General features: G+C 60.7%; 14 protein-coding genes. 9 read left to right on the forward strand and 5 right to left on the reverse strand.

Features of this window, described 5'->3' with window-relative positions:
- Nucleotides 1-690: 690 nt before the first annotated feature.
- The 9 genes from ACSBOX_RS11780 to ACSBOX_RS11820 all read left to right on the forward strand — a co-directional run bounded on the left by ACSBOX_RS11780 (nucleotide 691) and on the right by ACSBOX_RS11820 (nucleotide 11,449).
- A complete protein-coding gene (locus ACSBOX_RS11780; RefSeq protein ID WP_442542623.1) occupies nucleotides 691-4,818 on the forward strand; it encodes an NACHT domain-containing protein in 4,128 nt (1,375 codons plus the stop codon).
- Nucleotides 4,819-5,335: 517 nt separating this feature from the next.
- Nucleotides 5,336-5,515, forward strand: coding sequence for a hypothetical protein (locus ACSBOX_RS11785; RefSeq protein WP_442542624.1), 180 nt, complete (start codon nucleotides 5,336-5,338; stop codon nucleotides 5,513-5,515).
- A gap of 13 nt (nucleotides 5,516-5,528) precedes the next feature.
- Entirely contained in the window at nucleotides 5,529-5,957 is a 429-nt protein-coding gene (locus tag ACSBOX_RS11790) for a hypothetical protein (RefSeq protein ID WP_442542625.1), read from the forward strand.
- Nucleotides 5,958-6,383: 426 nt separating this feature from the next.
- Nucleotides 6,384-6,998, forward strand: a complete 615-nt coding sequence (locus tag ACSBOX_RS11795; protein ID WP_442542626.1) for a hypothetical protein — start codon at nucleotides 6,384-6,386, stop codon at nucleotides 6,996-6,998.
- Nucleotides 6,999-7,083: 85 nt separating this feature from the next.
- Nucleotides 7,084-7,590 (forward strand): SRPBCC family protein, encoded by a 507-nt coding sequence (locus tag ACSBOX_RS11800; RefSeq protein ID WP_442542627.1) that lies wholly within the window; start codon nucleotides 7,084-7,086, stop codon nucleotides 7,588-7,590.
- A gap of 137 nt (nucleotides 7,591-7,727) precedes the next feature.
- Nucleotides 7,728-8,621, forward strand: a complete 894-nt coding sequence (locus ACSBOX_RS11805) for an oxygenase MpaB family protein (protein ID WP_442542628.1) — start codon at nucleotides 7,728-7,730, stop codon at nucleotides 8,619-8,621.
- Nucleotides 8,608-9,093, forward strand: a complete 486-nt coding sequence (locus tag ACSBOX_RS11810; RefSeq protein WP_442542629.1) for a hypothetical protein — start codon at nucleotides 8,608-8,610, stop codon at nucleotides 9,091-9,093. The genes ACSBOX_RS11805 and ACSBOX_RS11810 overlap by 14 nt, the downstream gene beginning before the upstream one ends.
- Nucleotides 9,093-10,097, forward strand: a complete 1,005-nt coding sequence (locus ACSBOX_RS11815; RefSeq protein ID WP_442542630.1) for a hypothetical protein — start codon at nucleotides 9,093-9,095, stop codon at nucleotides 10,095-10,097. The genes ACSBOX_RS11810 and ACSBOX_RS11815 overlap by 1 nt, the downstream gene beginning before the upstream one ends.
- A 317-nt stretch (nucleotides 10,098-10,414) precedes the next feature.
- Complete coding sequence (locus ACSBOX_RS11820; protein ID WP_442542631.1) at nucleotides 10,415-11,449, forward strand: DUF4192 domain-containing protein; 1,035 nt, start codon at nucleotides 10,415-10,417, stop codon at nucleotides 11,447-11,449.
- A gap of 196 nt (nucleotides 11,450-11,645) precedes the next feature.
- Here the strand turns inward: ACSBOX_RS11820 and ACSBOX_RS11825 are convergent, their stop codons facing one another.
- The 5 genes from ACSBOX_RS11825 to ACSBOX_RS11845 all read right to left on the reverse strand — a co-directional run bounded on the left by ACSBOX_RS11825 (nucleotide 11,646) and on the right by ACSBOX_RS11845 (nucleotide 16,023).
- Nucleotides 11,646-12,350 (reverse strand): HAD family hydrolase, encoded by a 705-nt coding sequence (locus tag ACSBOX_RS11825; protein WP_442542632.1) that lies wholly within the window; start codon nucleotides 12,348-12,350, stop codon nucleotides 11,646-11,648.
- A gap of 111 nt (nucleotides 12,351-12,461) precedes the next feature.
- Entirely contained in the window at nucleotides 12,462-13,100 is a 639-nt protein-coding gene (locus tag ACSBOX_RS11830; RefSeq protein WP_442542633.1) for a bifunctional 4-hydroxy-2-oxoglutarate aldolase/2-dehydro-3-deoxy-phosphogluconate aldolase, read from the reverse strand.
- 54 nt (nucleotides 13,101-13,154) lie between these two features.
- On the reverse strand, nucleotides 13,155-14,117 hold the full coding sequence (locus ACSBOX_RS11835) for a sugar kinase (RefSeq protein WP_442542634.1): 963 nt from the start codon (nucleotides 14,115-14,117) through the stop codon (nucleotides 13,155-13,157).
- Nucleotides 14,114-15,016, reverse strand: coding sequence for a carbohydrate ABC transporter permease (locus tag ACSBOX_RS11840; protein WP_442542635.1), 903 nt, complete (start codon nucleotides 15,014-15,016; stop codon nucleotides 14,114-14,116). Before ACSBOX_RS11840 ends, ACSBOX_RS11835 begins: the two co-directional genes overlap by 4 nt.
- A 2-nt stretch (nucleotides 15,017-15,018) precedes the next feature.
- Nucleotides 15,019-16,023, reverse strand: coding sequence for a carbohydrate ABC transporter permease (locus tag ACSBOX_RS11845; protein WP_442542636.1), 1,005 nt, complete (start codon nucleotides 16,021-16,023; stop codon nucleotides 15,019-15,021).
- Nucleotides 16,024-16,086: the final 63 nt, after the last annotated feature.

The following is a 16,086-nucleotide window of genomic DNA, read 5'->3' on the forward strand; positions in this document are numbered from 1 at the left end:
GTCGGCCGAACTACTGACAGTGTCTGCACACGTTGCCGCCGTCCAGACACCTTCAGACCAGAAAGACGGGATCAGCCGTGCGGCGACGGTTTTCTGCTAGCCCATGGGATGGTACCAGCGAAGATCGCAGCCTCCCGCCCTCCATATCCGTCAAGGGGCTACGTCCCGTCAACCGATGCGATTGATGTTGGGTTCCATCACACCCAAGCACGGAGTAAAATCAAGCTTTGTCAACAGTCAGGGGCCAAATAGCTCCTGACCTGCGACAACATTGTGCCCGAGGTGGGACTCGAACCGGCTTCTGAGCCCCGGAAACACAGGGAAGTCTAGAAAACATGCCGAGTACGGGGCAGTCCAGCCGATGTACGGCCCAATCCGAAGCCCGAAGTGTGTATGTTGTACACACCCCAAATCTCGCCCCTGCAGACTCCCCCACCGACCGCACTTCAAGGAGTTCCGACAATCAGCTTGGGATCCCACTCACGGGACCTACCGTCGAATCAAGTGTTGCTCGACCAGAACGGCGCTGCCCTGCAGGTCAATGTCACGGGCGGCCACTCCCACAACCAGGCCTAGCCACGGCGCTGAAGTCGCCCGAACCGCCAACGACCTCTTCGCGCTATGGGGATTTGAGGCATGGGGCGGCTAGGAGCCGCTCTCAGGTTCCACGGGTTCCGCTAGGCTTGGCCAATGTTGCATGTGAGGCGTTTCGTGGCCCCTAGAGGATTGCCTGTTGGCGACGGATATGCTCCCGAAACTGACGAATATGCCCCTGCAGGCGTTATTCCTCTCGACGATGTCCGCGAACGGCGGGCGACGCTGATTCTTGGTGAGCCTGGTGCAGGAAAATCGACTGCTTTGATGCAGCTGGGAGAGGCGCTCGGGAGTTCGTTCCCAACACTGGAGATCAGGCGCTTAGATCTTCGGGAATGCTATTCGGAGAGCAGCCTGGAAAGGGCCTTCGACGAGCTCGATTCAGTGCAGGACGGACAGCCGGATCGATTGCTTCTTATGGACAGCATCGACGAGACACCCGTAATCATCTCGGAATTCGTCCGGTTTCTAAGGCGTCGACTCTTGATGTTGAAAGCGTCTCGCTGGAGGGTTGTCGCGATGTGCAGGACTGCCGAGTCCGTTAGCGCCTTGGACGAACTCTTCGACGAATTGGAAGACGGAGCAGTACACGTCCTGCTCCCGTTGCGCAGGTCCGACGTCACTGCAATCGCCGAAGCGGCGGCCTTTGACCCCGTGGTGTTCCTGGAGGAGGTTCGCCAATGTTCCCTGGATTCATTGGCGGCTGTTCCGTTCACGCTGAATCTGCTCTTGCAGATATATACTGCTGATCGGCGGTTTTCGACTTCGCGCGGTAAGACTTACGACCGCGCAATTTCTCTGATTCTGGCCCGCAGCGACAGCGCACAGTACCAGCCGATTCCCCACATGGAGCTGCCTCCTCTGAGGGAACGGGTCGGCGCCGAGCGATTGGCTGCATTTACTGCGCTCACCAACTCGCCCGGGATAGGGGTCTTCCGGCCCGGACAAGCGTTGTCAGGGATGCAGACGGAGTACCTGGTAGGACAAGAATTGATGTCGGGGTCTCCGATTGAGCTCAGTCATACGGATTTTCAGACGCTGCTGAAGACTCCGTTATTCGCCGACAGTGGCGTCAATGAGCGGCAGTTTGCTCACCGGAGTCTTCGCGACTATCTGGCGGCCTGTTGCCTCATCCGTTGGAATCTTGAGGAGGCTCAGCTCAGCAGCTTTCTGACAACGTCCAACGGCCTTTCGTCGATCCCTCCGCAGATGCTTGACATCGCAACGTGGCTGGTTGCTCTGGCCCCTGCCGATTTCAGCTGGCTTGTTTCCGCGGACCCGTTCAATTTGACCAAGAATCGGCTTGCGTTGGATCGTCCCGAGCTCGCCTCTGCCCTGGTCGCTCTCCTGTTCTCGAGGGCCACAGAGATTGATCGGGTTCTGGCCTGGCACGATAAATTCGAAGGGCTGGGCCATTCGGAGCTGGCCGCGCAATTGAGCGGACAGTTCGGAACCAACGAGGCGAATACTGTCTTAGCCCTCCGCATCCTGAAGGACTCGTATGTCGAAGGGCTCGAGGATGACCTTCGGGACCTAGCCAACGACGTGACGATGGGGGTCCGAGCCAGGAAGCTTGCCATCGAGATAATGCGCGACCGGGGCCTTGGGGCTCAACTTTCTGGTCTGTCTCCTCAGGAGGACGATTGGTTCGATCAAGATGTCAACGCTGAGCTGAGGGGGACCCTTCTCGATGCCCTATGGCCGCTGCACATCGACACGCCGGGCGTGCTAAACCTTCTTGTCCGTCCGCGGGCGACTTTCTATGGCGCCTATCAGAGTTTTCTCTTCACCTTTCAGCGGCGCATCTCTGCGGCGGATGCGGCCAACATCATTCGTTGGACGGTTGCCGGACTCACAAGCGCTGCCGGCGAGTTTCCCACGCCCAGTGATGCTGCTGGCGACTCCTTGCACAGCACAATCACCAAAGCCTGCGAGGTCTGGATGTCGTCATCGGAAACTGATGACGACACCTTCGGGGAGCTCGTCCTAGTTCTGAGCGAAATCGCGGAACCCGGCGGAATCAAGCTGTCATTTGCCCGGAGCGGAGTGAACCCCGACAAGCGGCGTCGACTAATCGTCGAGTTCGTTCGTTTCCACTCGAAGGATCCGCTCGCGTGGTACGAGCTCATGACAATGACAGACTCAGTAGGCCAACGCTTGTTTTCCAATGAAGACTTACCGTGGTTAGCCGAGCAGGCGCTCAGCGCTCAAACGCTCGAGTCTGAAGTCTGGGCGGACCTGATCAACATGATGCTCGGCATCGATGACCCTGACCAGATCCAGCTCATGTCGAAGTATCGCTCGACACGTCTCTGGGCAACGATCGGGCATCATTTCGATGGCATGGAGATTGAGTCTGAAGGAGCTCGAGGTCTGCGCAAATCGTGGGAAGCCGCTCGAGAGACCCATGTTGAACCGAAGAACCAGGGAATGACCTCGGCCCAGTACACTGCAGCAATTGATGGCCTGATCTTGGCCGCCCGAGATAGCCCGACAGAATTCTGGAGACTCGCGAGATGGCTCGACGTAGACGTGGAGGCTGGATATTACAGAAATTCGTCATCGCCGGACATCCTGCACTTGGGCTGCATCAAGCTGCTCGACGAAGGCACCGTTGAAGAGGTCCTCCATCTAGCGTTGGAATACTTACTTCATGCGGATGAAGCGATCCCCGTGAATTCGCAACCCAACGTCATGGACCAGAGGCTCACCGCTGCATATCAAGCGCTCTACACCCTAGAGAAGTATCGCCCTAGGACCCTCACCGAGGCTGTTGACATTCCCTGGGTCTCACTCTCCCGAGCCGTATTGGAATATCCCGCTCCCTATGTTCAGGACGAAGACGAAGACGCCAGCGAAGTTCGCAGGAGTTTGCTCCGCCGAATCCATAGCGCCGATGCCGACGGACTCGACCAGGCAGTCATCGGATTTCTTGACCGTCTCTCCGATGACAGACCGCTGAGCTCTTCGATCGCCGACCTGGTGGTCGTCGGCAGCGCCGCCGTGACTGCGCACCTACCCACCACACTGACTGCAGCTAATCACCAGTATTTCGGTGCCTTGCTGGATCTGTACTTCGACACAGACCCGCAAGCTGCAAAAGGCTGGACCGTCGCGACGTACCATTCCTCAAGCGATCCGTTTAGGATTGCGGCCTCACTCGCCGCACTATTGGTCCACGCACCCGATGCTGGGTTCCGTGCTCTGATGGAGCTCGCTGAGAGCCGCGAGGCTCTTGCACTTGAGGTACTACCGAAACTGGTGACCCTGGAACCTCGCGGAAGTGTTAGAGGTGCCGCCGTAGATGACCGTCTACGCATTAGCCTCTTCGAACGGCTCTGCATTCTCTTCCCGCCCGCTGACGATCCTCGCAATGACGGAGTGCATCTCGTGAGCGCCCGGGAAGACCTAGCGAGGTGGCGCGACGGCCTGCTTTCAAGCGTCATCCGCGGTGGAACCAGGCAAGGGCTTGAAGCTGTAACGGCGCTTGCCACGCGCAGGCCCGATCTTCGCCTGGAATGGGCCGTAGCCGCGGCACAAGAGAGCTACCGGATCAACGGCTGGCAACCCATCACCATCCAGGAACTTCGCGCGGTACTCGAGCGCCGAGGGGCGCGCCTCGTCCGGAGTAACGACACGTTACTCCACGCCGTGATAGAGGAACTCGGCTGCCTCCAGGAGTGGCTGCGAGGCGAGACACCACAGGCGTTCAGCCTCTGGGACATCGCACCGCCCGACTACTTCGTACCCAAGGACGAAAACACGATTTCAGACTGGTACTGCCACGCGCTTCGCATCCGGCTGGCCGACTCGGGACTCATCGTCAACCGCGAAGTCGAAGTCAGGAACCGGATCGGACCCGGCGTCGGGTCCCGCCAAGACATTCGAATCGAGATCCGTAACCCGGCGACGGGCGAACAGTACGTGACCGTGGTGGAGGTGAAAGGAATTTGGCATCCAGGCGTCCAATCCTGCCTCAAATCACAGCTCGCCGACGACTACCTTGTTGGTGGCGGTCTGACGCACGGCGTCTATCTCGTAGTCTCCTTTTCACCCCAGCATGTTTCCAATCCGAGCAAGAGGCGGACTTCGAAAAGAAACCTTGAGGGATTGGAAGTGCTGCTAAGGGAGCAGGCGGAAGCCCTCGCACCCGCTTTAACCGTCGTGCCCGTGATACATGACGGAGATCCACCCTGGCCGCCAGGTCAACGAACTTTTAGCTGAATCACGTATCCGTGACCCTGGGTCACGGGCAGGAGCAACAGTACAAATGGCAACCTCGTTCGAGCGCTCATCGATACAGGCCTCGAAACACCTCATGCCGGCGCCGAGAAAGAGTCCCGACCTTGGAATCAGACGGGCTAGGAATCACGGGAATCGCAATCTTTGCGCCAAAGCGCCGCCTCCATGGAAGTGGTTTGCACTAAGTCGCCGGCCAGGAGTGACTTGGCCCTTGATGATGCGGGTGCGTCAAGATGACATCGTCTGTGTAGGCGTATGCACTCCGGGGCAGTCCCAAGTAGCGGCAGAACACGTCGGACCATTGTCGCTTCGTTGCGCGCGCCGCTGGCCAGACACTCAACCTCATCCTCTCCAGCGAGCCACCCCGCGATGACTTCCCGGCATGGCCTTCTGCGTTTAGGTGCCCGGCAGCGCTTCCATTGAATGCTTCGAGCGCACACTCATGACCGGTTATGTCAGTCCCTCATGCCATACTGGCGGCATGGCAATCGGACTGTAAATGGATCTGGAATTTAGAGAACCCGACGGAGACGGCGAAGCTACTTTCGGCGACCTCGCCCGCTTCGTCAAAAAGGCGCAAGCGAGCGGCGTTCAGGACGACCACCCGCTCCTACTAGAGCGGGACGAGCGAGATGGTTCTGTGACTGGCTTCTCGATCTACCTGCCAGTCGACTTCTGACGAGGTTTATCGCGTGGCAAGCGACTTTGAAGACGACGACCACACGCGATTTTTCCGGCTCGAAGGCACAGGCAGCGAAGGCAAGGATGACCATGTCCTTTCACGTGCGGCGCTCCAGCTTCACAGCTTCGGAATGATCAACAGCGTGCGTGACGGAAATCCTGGCTTCATCTCAGACGATTACCTCAACGCCATAGCTGCCGAAACCACACTGACCGCCGCGGAGCTCGTCGCTGCCGGCCTGTGGGAACGTTCGAGTGACGGCTATCTCGTCACCGATCCGCGGATGCTCGAGATGGTCCTTGAGGCGAGCGAACGCAACAAGGACGACTTTCAGTACGAGCCAGACGGCTGCCCCGGACACGGCCGCGGACCTAACAGCGGCACCCGCTGTCGTCGTTGCGGCAGCGAGCTCGATGAAGACGATCAGCCCGCCGAATAAACCGCTCCCAACAAAACGCCCCTCTTCTTCTAGCTAGGGGAACGCTTCTTTGGCTCGATGAGGGTCTTTTGTGTTGCCCTATGCGCTATAGGAACCTTCGTTGCGCCGATGCCGGGACGAACTCTTAATTGCCAAAGCCGCTATCGCCGAGCACGGTGCGGCGTTTGTGCGCAGTTCGGAGGTTCTCCGGCTCATCGCCCCACCCTGGGCAGCTATAGGCGAGATATGGTCCCGGGTCTGATATCTCTCGACCGTCGGTCTGGCGTCGGGATCAGTTGCGAGCCCGAGCAGGGTGCCAGCTCTAGACATTTTTCGAGCCGCCTGGCAAACGGGCCAGCACTTTCAAATCTGGCCACCTTGCAATCCCAATTTCATGAGCGCCTTCGCCACAACCGACTCGCTTCGTGGTCCCGTTATGCTTTCGGCATGACTGATATCTGGGTGCCGATCGTTGCAGCCGCGATTGGCGGCGTTATGGGTATCGCGGCTTCCCTTATTGTGTACATTCTAGAGAAGCGGCGCAATGAACGAGCGGCTCGGCACGAAGCGAAGAGAGTCGCTGTCTCGAGGATGCTCGACGTGCTCGACGAAGCGATAAAGGTCCAGGTCCTCCCACCCCTCATCCGGCGCTGGAAAAACCCGGACGCAGCGCTCCTGCTCGCGCTGTCACGGCTCTTGCTCGATCTCCAAAAGGAAGACATTCCCGTTGCATTGTGGTCCGCAGGCCAGGTGCAGAGGATGGTGTTTGAGACAGCAAGGAAAGAGTACCTATTCCGTGCGACGAAGCTGCAATCACGCCTGTTAAGTTGGTATCGTGGCGACGAGCATGTTCACTGGTTCAGTGATGCTCTGAAAAATGAGCCGTTCGTGGAGAACTGGCGCCCATCGCCCGCAGTGAGAGTGAAAGCTGGGCTCCGCGACGCTTCGGCAAACCTCGGGTTCTTGGCCGCGGCCGTCTTGGCATACGCCGTCACCAAAGAGAATGTACTACCCGCGGTATCACGTTTGGTTCAATATGCCTCTGAGGGCACTACGAAATGACTCGCTGCGTAGTCCACTCAGACAGTCACTGCAGTGCACGGTGCAAAGCCAGCTCCCCCAATTCACCATGTCAAAGATTGTCCCAATGACCCCGCGCCTTTTCGATCTCAGCTCTACTTGGCATCTCCCAGCACCTCCAGAAAAAGTGTGGGCGATCATTGCAGACATCGACATGAGCTGGCCCAAGTGGTGGCCGCGGTGCAGCTTCGCCGCGCCACTGCTTCGCACCGAGCCAGCAAGCACCTCCCAAGAAGACATACTCAAAGCAACCACCGCGTACCTCAAGTTCAAGGCATCTCTGGGCTACACCCTCACCATCAGCATCCACCCAACGACGGTGATCACCGCGAGTGAAATTGAGTTCGACGCGAGCGGCCATCTCGAGGGCACCGGCCGGGTCACACTCAGCCCAGAAGCAGAGGGAGAAGCAACACGCATGGCCATCGAATGGAAGGTCCGCCCCACTCAACGGTGGATGAATCTCCTGTCACCCATCGCAGCGCCGGCCTTCACCGCGGCCCACGCCCTCATGATGCGGCAAGGCGAAAAGGGCCTGCTCCGGGCCTTGGCCGAAGGCGCCGCAAGCAAATGAAGTAGACCCGTCTACACATTAACTAGCCACGTAATCGCAACGGTTTTACCATAGAATAGGTCAGCTTAGCTGGGGAGCTGGAACCCCCGGTTTCGATCGCAAGCTTAGGAGCTTAGGCAACGGCGAATGGGGGAACCTTGAACATCAACGCCACCCTCTCAGCGAGCCTCGGCCGCCAGCAAAGCGCCTCCCCGGAAGACTGGGAGGCCACCTTCCGCCAGATGGCTCTCTTCGATCTCGCCCCGGACATGGAACTCGGGTTCTTCCTCGCCTACTACCGCAACTTCGCAATCCCAAGTATCGCAGCGACCCTGCACGCGAACGCCGAAATCCAGCAGCGCCCTATGAAGCGCTCTTACGACACGGCAATCGTGATCTATGAGCTCATCACCTGCGGTCTGGACGGCGACCGCGGCCGAACCATGGTCGAGTTGCTCAACCGCGTGCACCGCAATGTACCCGGAAGCAAGGACGACTTCCTCTACGTCCTCCTCACGCTGCTGGTCGTACCGATCCGCTGGATCCAGAAACACGCCTGGCGCCAACCCACAACATCCGAGCTCGCGGCCGCCTCACGCTTCTTCACGGAGCTGGGCACCCGCATGAATATCACCGGCATGCCGGCCACCTACGCGAGCGCCGAGGACTTCTTCGACCACTACGAGGCAACCCACGTCGCGCCGTCGGCCGAAGGCCAACTCCTCATGCATAGCACGGTCCGAGTATTCAAGAGCCGGCTACCAGCGCCCCTGCGCCCCCTGGCGAAACACCTCATCAGCACAATGCTCGACGACGACCGCCTCACCGACGCGCTCGGCCTCCCCCGAGCGGGCCGGATCTCCCGGACCGCCCTCAAAACCGGGCTCGCCGCACGCAACGCGATCCACCGCCGTCGTCCGCTGAAAACCAAACCACATTTCACCCCCGGACACGCCGGCTCGAACCTGTACCCCGGCGGGTATTCCCTGGACCAGATCGGTCCGGTCAACGTTCCGTCCTCCCCTGTCCCATCCGGCAATGAACTACCGTGAAGCCCGCAAAATAGCGCGGAAAGCAGAACACGCGTTCAGCTTGCCCAATGACGCCACGCTTGAGCTCATCCACGAGAAGCTGGAGCGCAAACGCGGAAGAAGCATCACGGTGGCAGTGCTTCCTGAATTGGCTGGTGAAGAACTGTGTGGGGTCTGGCTCATCTGCGAGGACGAGGACATCGTCCTCCACGCACCGGCCAAATCAGACTGGCACCGGCAACAGATCATCCTCCATGAATTCAGCCACATGATCCTCGAACACGATCTCGATGGCCAAAGCAGCGAAATGGTCAAGGGCCTCCTCCCCGATCTCGACGGTGAACAGGTGCTCCGCGCCCTCGCCCGCAGCAGCTACACCGACAACGCAGAGCTCACCGCCGAAGCCCTTGCCGATCAGCTCGCAACGCGCATCATCAACAGCGACGCTGGTACGCCACCGGAGCCGTTGGCGTTCCGCAAAGTGTTCGGCTGATGGAGTACGTGCCGGCAGCCGCTCTCTGGGTATTGACCATCCTCCGGCTGCCCGCGGCGCTCGATCCACATCGCGGCAGCGTCTTCCGTGCGACCATCCTCGCTGCCATCGCCTGCACCTTGTACATCCCGGCGGTCTACTACGGCGTCGATCCGTTGCTCGGCGGACGGAACCGCGTCGGTCTGGTCACCCTTTTGTCTCTGCTCCTGGGATTCTGGCAATTCCGGACTGCCATCCTGCTGGCGGCAGTCGAAGACTTTGAAGTACGACGTCGGCAACTCGCCTTCGGCCGGTGGGCTGCGGTCATTTCGTGCTCGGCAGTGACGGCAGGATTCCTCACCAGCCGCACCCCCGTCACTGATCCCAACTTGCCTCTGAGCTACGGCGACCAACCAGGGATGGCCGTGTTCCTCTGGAGCGGGTCCGCGTTCATCATGTGGATCTGCCTCGATATCGCACGGGTGTGCCATGACAATGTTCCAAGCATGCGGGCACGTGCCTTCCGATCTGCCTTCGTCCTGATCGCCATCGGATGCATCCTCTTCGCTCTGGTCCTCGTCGACCGTCTGGTCTATGGATTCGTTACGAAGGTCGACGGCACTGTCAGCCCTTCCGCGGCGGTTCTGACGGTCCTCTACTGGGTGGGCGAAACGTTCGCGGTTCTCCTTGTGAGCCTGGGGCTGCTTCTCCCCCGGCTCGAAGGCCACCTCAAATACGGCAATTTCCAACTCCATGTCCGGCTACTGCTCTTCGAAATCAGGCCGATCTGGAACCGCGTGGCTTTCACCCACCGCGAGCTGATCCTCGAGAAGCGACGGGCCAGTGCGCTCATCGTGCTCAGCCGGCACGCCGAAACCCAGCTCCATCGCCGCCTGGTCGAAATACGCGACTGCGAACTGGCGAGCAGCAAGACCACCGTGCGCCTCGACGCTCACGACCGATCCGTCGTCGAACGCGCCGAACTTGCCCTTGAGAGACGCTCCGGCGCACGGCTCACACGATAGGTCCCTTCGTACGTCACGAGGCTCGAGCGTCATGCAGCGCTGCCCCGACCCAGCCATGAAGAGCCAGAAGAATCTTCGCTGTTTGTCGTTCTGATGCTCGATCATCGCTGGGCGGATCCTCCGCGCAACCAGGGCGCTCTGCGCCGGTCCCAATCCAAAACTTCGTTCGGCGCTCCGCTTATTTCCTCGCGAACTTTTGGATCGTTGCCGGTTCCCCAAGTTGCACTCCGGCCCCTCATGCCCAGCGGTGGCTCCTCTATCAGAACGACGCCGAAAACCAACGCCCACGGCCGACGCCGCCTCAGAAAGAGAAAGACATGGAAACCCTCACCATCAAGACCCCCGCAGATGTCCTCAGTTTCATCGGCCACACCCTGGGCTTCTGGCCCCAGGAAAGCCTGGTTTGCATCACGCTGGACACCAACCACATCGGCGTGACCCTCCGCGTGGATCTGCCCAGGCACGACGGCGGCGAGCGCGCCTATGCCCGAACAGTCGCCGGCTACCTGGCGGACGACGCGAATGCCACCAGCGCTTTGTTTGCCGTCTATACCGCCGCTGCCCCGGCAGCAGGTGGGGTCAAGCCATACGCAAGCATGATCGCTGCCCTGACTGGGGCGTTAGCCGAGCGACACATCACTATCCGGGACGGGCTCCTCGTCGGAGGCCAGAGCGTTTCACCCTACGACGACGATCCCAACCTCAACTGCGCGCTGCCCCTGTCGATGGTCGACTCCAGTGAAATCAACGCCGAGCTCGTCTACCGCGGGAGCTCGGTCGCACGAACCGGCCGGATCACCTTGCCGCCGTCAAACAAAGAGGCCACGTTCGATGCCGTGGAGGATCGCGTCAAGTCAATCGGGCAGTGCCATGACCACAGGGCGATCGAAAAGGCGCGAACCCTCTGGGCGAGCATCATCGAGGCCAAAACCTACCCGACAGATGACCAGACCGTCGCGTTGATCGCGAACTTCCAGTTCGCCGCGATCCGCGACCAACTGATGGCAGACATCCCGGGCGTCGACGGTCCCATGGAAAAGATCCTTTTGGCCCAAACTCAAAGCAAGCCGAACTGGGCCCGCGTCGAATGGGCGCAGCAAATCCTCCTCCATGCCTACACGCTGAGCAGCACAAAGCACTCGGCTCCCCTCCTTACCGCAATCGGCTACATCAACTGGTGGGAAGGCCGCGGCAGCAAAGCCCACCAATACATGGAACTCGCCCTTGAGGCAGACCCCGGCTACCGCCTAGCCAAACTCAGCGACCAACTCCTCGGCTATGGAATGCTCGCCGGATGGAACATGGACAAGGATACGGCGTACCGGACGAGGGGGCTCGGAACGTCGGACTGACGAAGCGTCTGTCATCGGCGAAAAAAGGGAGTGGAAGTAGCTGCGAGAAGTCCCTTTCCCTTATACCAGGAGCCCCTGATCGGATCCTCAAGTGGGCCGCCAAAACCAAGTCAGCACCACCCGGACCCACCCCCGTTCGGCACCGGCTCCCCGAAAACGGCTTGGCCAATGACTTTGTAAGAGTCCGCGTTGTTGCTCACGTTCCGGGTGCGGGACGGTGGTCGCCAGCGACCCCCGAAACACCAAGGATGTCTCGGAAGAAATCCGCTGTAAGGTCCTCGAGTGAGGCGATGAAGTGACGCCCGGGTCCGGGTGGCGGCTGCACGATTCCGGGGACCACTACCACTTCCATGCCGGCGGCTTGGGCGCTGGTCGTACCACTGACGGAGTCTTCCACGGCGACGCAGTGCGCGGGGTCAACGCCGAGGAGGTCTGCTGCGGCGAGATATGGAGCCGGGTGGGGTTTGCCTTGCGGGACGGAATCTCCGGCGATTACTGCGTGAAAGGTTCCGATGGGTGCGGCTGCGGCCACGCGGGTGGCGACGGGGCTGAAGGCCATGGTGACCAGCGCGGAGGGAATGTGCTGGTCGACGAGCTCGGCGAGGATCCGTTCAGCCCCTGGAAGCCACGGGATTCCTCCCTGCAGTTTTGCGACGACGCGTTCGAGGAGGTCATCGATGATCTCCTCTGTGGAGAGGGCCACTCCGCTTTCCCTTAGTATTGCCGCTGTCACGGGCATTGCCTGCCCGACTGTGGCCCGGGCGTCGTGGGTGGTCCACGTTATTCCGTGTTCTTGTGCGAGCTCTGTTTGTGCAGCCAGCCAGTAGGGTTCCGTGTCGACGAGCGTGCCGTCCATGTCCCACAGGACTGCCTGAAGGCGGTCCTCGTTCTCAGAGGTCATGGCGGTGTCCGTTCTTGTGATGCGTAGCTCTGCGGTCATGTGGAGTTGATGTGATGATAGTCCCGCGACTGCGCGGCTGGGGCCCTCGCTGGAGTCCGGTTTTGGATCGGTTTAGTAGGGAGCGCTCGCGTCTGAGATGGATGCGAGAAGTTCGCGCACGGACGCTGCACCCGCGTCGGAGGAGAAGTCGGAGCTTAGCCCGACGACGCCGACTCCCGCAGAGAGGTACGAAGTGGCCGTCGCGGCTTTCATGCCTCCGGTCGCGACGAACTGCATGTCCGGGAAGGGTCCTTTCATCGCCCTGATCCATTCGGGTCCGAGCAGAGAGGCCGGGAAGGCCTTGAGCCACGTCAAGCCGAGGGCCTTGGCGCGGAGTATTTCACTGGGGGTGGCCACTCCCGGGAGGTGCGGGAGGCCGCGTCGGATGCTTTCCTGGAGGACCGTTTCATCCAGGCCTGGCGAAACGGTGAACGATGCGCTGGCCGATGCGGCGGCGTCCAGTTGTTCGGGGCGGATGATGGTTCCGGCGCCGACGGCGAGCCCTCGTTCGGCGGCTGCTCTGGCGACGGCGGCCAGGGTAGGGACGGCGTCTGGTGTTTCAATGGTGACTTCGACGTGCTCGACGCCGGCGTCCCAGGCCCGGGTGGCGGACCTGACCGCCTCGGCGGGGGTGAGGCCGCGGAGCACGGCGATCACCGGGACTTTGAAGAAGTCATCGGCAAACCAGCCGTGGGGGTGTTTGTGTAGCAAGGTGTTCTCCTTGGGAGGTGGTTGCAGCGGGGGTTCGGTTTCCGGCGGTGAGTCTCAGGTGGCGGCTGCTGTTGTCTGCTGGGGCTGGTATATCCGGGGCTTTGTTCCGTGACCTGGTCTGAAGTCGGCCCGGGTTCCCAGGGTCCACGCTGCGAAGGAGTGGCCGAGGGCCAATCTCTCGACAGGTTTGTCTCCGCGGAGCAGCCCGGCGAGGTAGCCGGCGGCGAACGCGTCGCCGGCGCCGACGGGTTCGACGACGTCCACCCGATGTGCGGGGACCCGGAACACCTGCTCGTCCTTGCCTGGTTCGCGGATGAATTCCACGGCTTCTGTGGCCGAGTCTTTGATGACCAGGTGCCGCGGCCCGGGAAGGAGCACCGAGACGTCTTCAGCGGTGGAGCAGTCCCACAGGGTTTGGGCTTCGTCGAGGCCGACGAGGACCACTGTAGCCATGGAGGCCAGCTCGAGAAGCCGGGGTCCAGCCGTCTCCACGTTCCATAATGCCGGGCGGTAGTTGACGTCGAAGGACACCTTGTACCCTGCGGAGCGGGCCTGGGAGAGAAGAAGCTCGGTAAGTTCCGAGCAGCTGTCCGACAGGGCTGGGTTGATTCCGCTGGTGTGGATCCAACCTGTCTGCTCGAGGTACCAGTCACGGGAATCCTCCGGCGCCATGCGGGAGGCCGCGGAACCTGCCCTGTAATAGAGAGTGCGAGCTCCGTGACCTAGATCCGGGTCTTTGAAATACACTCCCGTGCTGGACGCCGGGTCCCGGATCACCCTGCTGACGTCCACTCCTCGGGCGGCCAGGCCCTCGGCGATGCGATCCCCAAACGGATCTTCTCCGAGGCGGCTGGCCCAGCCGGCTCGGTAGCCGAACTCGGCCAGGTGCGCGGCGACGTTGGACTCCGCTCCCCCGAAACCAAGCAGGCATTCCTCGGCTTCGCGGAGTGGTTTGGCTTTCGCAGGGGTGACGACAGCCATGGTTTCCCCGACACATAGGACATCAATGGCTGTCATTTCACAGCTCCGGCGGTGAGACCGCTGACGAAGAACCTGCCCAGGACGAGGTAGAGCAGGACAGTGGGAGCTGCGACCAGTACGGCGCCGGCCATCAGCTCGGAGTAATTGACAGTTGTCGTGCCGATGAGGTTGTTCAGCGTGACGGTGGCCGGCCATGCGGCCGGGGAGGCCAGGATGAAGCCGAAGAGGAAGTCGTTCCAGATGTTGGTGCATTGGAAGATTCCTGCGACGACGAACCCGGGAACCGACAGCGGGAGCATCACCCGGAAATAGGTCTTCCAGATCCCGGCACCGTCGATGGCTGCCGCCTCGATGATGGCGCTGGGGATGCCTTCGTAGTAGTTGCGGAAGATCAGCGTGGTGATCGGAATGCCGTAGATGATGTGGACCACGATCAGGCCGGCGATGCTTCCCTGTAGGTGCAGCATGTTCAGGAACTGGAAAACCGGGATGATAACGGCCTGGAACGGGATGAACATTCCCACCAGAAGGACCGTGAAAAGGGCGTTGGACCCCTTGAACGGAAATTTGGACAGGATGTATCCGTTGATTGAACCCAGCAGGCACGAAATCACAGCCGCAGGGACGGTGATCTGGAGTGAATTGATCAGGGAACCGTGAAGCTTTGTCCATGCCCCTTTGAAGGCGTCCAGGCTTGGAGCGTCGGGGAAAGCGAGGAAGAAGTTAGGTGCCCCGCTGCTTCCTGACAATGCCGTGGAGATGATGACGTACACCGGCATGAACATGCCGAGGGTGGCTACGGCGCAGACTGCCAGGACTATCCAGCCGGCAGGGGTCTTGGGGATTTTCCACGAACGGGGCTTGCGGGCATTGATGCCGGGCCGGCGGCGTTGTTCGCCGGCGGGCGTGCTCGGTTGAAGTGTTTCGACGGCCATTTCTATGCCTTCCGCTCTTTCCGGTAGCCGCGGATGAGGTAGGGGACGATCACCACGAGTGTCAGCAGGAGCAGGATGATCGCCATCGCTGAGGCTTTGTCGTAGCGGCTGGTGAGGTAGTTGTAGATGTAGATGCCGGGGACATCGGTGACGAATCCGGGGCCGGACCCTGACATCGCGATAACGAGGTCAAAGATCTTCAACGCCACGTGAAGCAGGAGCACGAAGCAGGTGATGGTCGAGGGCCACAACTGGGGAAGGACGATGTGGCGCAGGCGCTGCCAGGTGTTGGCACCGTCGACGCTTGCGGCTTCAAGGTGTTCCTCCGGGATGGAGGCAAGCCCGGCCAGGTACATGGCCATGGCGAAACCGACGAGCTGCCAAGCGGCGGCGAAGATGATGGGTAGCAGGGCGACGGGAATACCGAACTGGACCTTGAGGAAGTCGGTGCCCGTGGGGTCGTTGAGGGCACCGAGGACGGTGGTGTCGGTTGTCCAGCCGGGGGGATTCTGGATGCCCAGGTTCCGCAAGATTTCGTTGACGCCGGTGGAGGGCGAGAAGATCCAGCGCCAAGCAACACCGGTGACGATGAAGGACAGGGCGTAGGGCAGGAGGAAAACTGTCCGGAACAGGCCTTTGCCGACCGCGACGTGGTGAATGAAGAGGGCTGCAACGAGTCCCCCGAGGATGGCCAGGACCAGGAAGACGACGGTGAAGATCACGACGTTGCGGATATCGGCCTGGAAGCGCTGTTCCTGGACGATCTCGCCGTAGGTGCCGCCGAGCGGCTGGCGGATGCTCAGATCGGGACTCGTGCCGATCTTCCAGTTCGAAAGGGAGATATAGACGGTGATGCCGATGAAGACGTAGACGAAGACGAAGCTGACCAGGAGGCTGGGAGCGAAGATCCACGCGGCTCGTCGGGACGTCTTGACGTTGTGGGGTACCTGTTTCTTGGACCGGGGTGAGGGGCTTACCGGCGCTGGAGGTGCTGTTGAGGTTGTCATGAGTGAACTGATCCTGTCCGGGGGTGTGGCCGCGGAGGCCCGCAGCCACACCCGTTACGACGT

This window comes from Arthrobacter sp. KN11-1C (genome assembly GCF_052180225.1).
GTDB lineage: Bacteria > Actinomycetota > Actinomycetes > Actinomycetales > Micrococcaceae > Arthrobacter.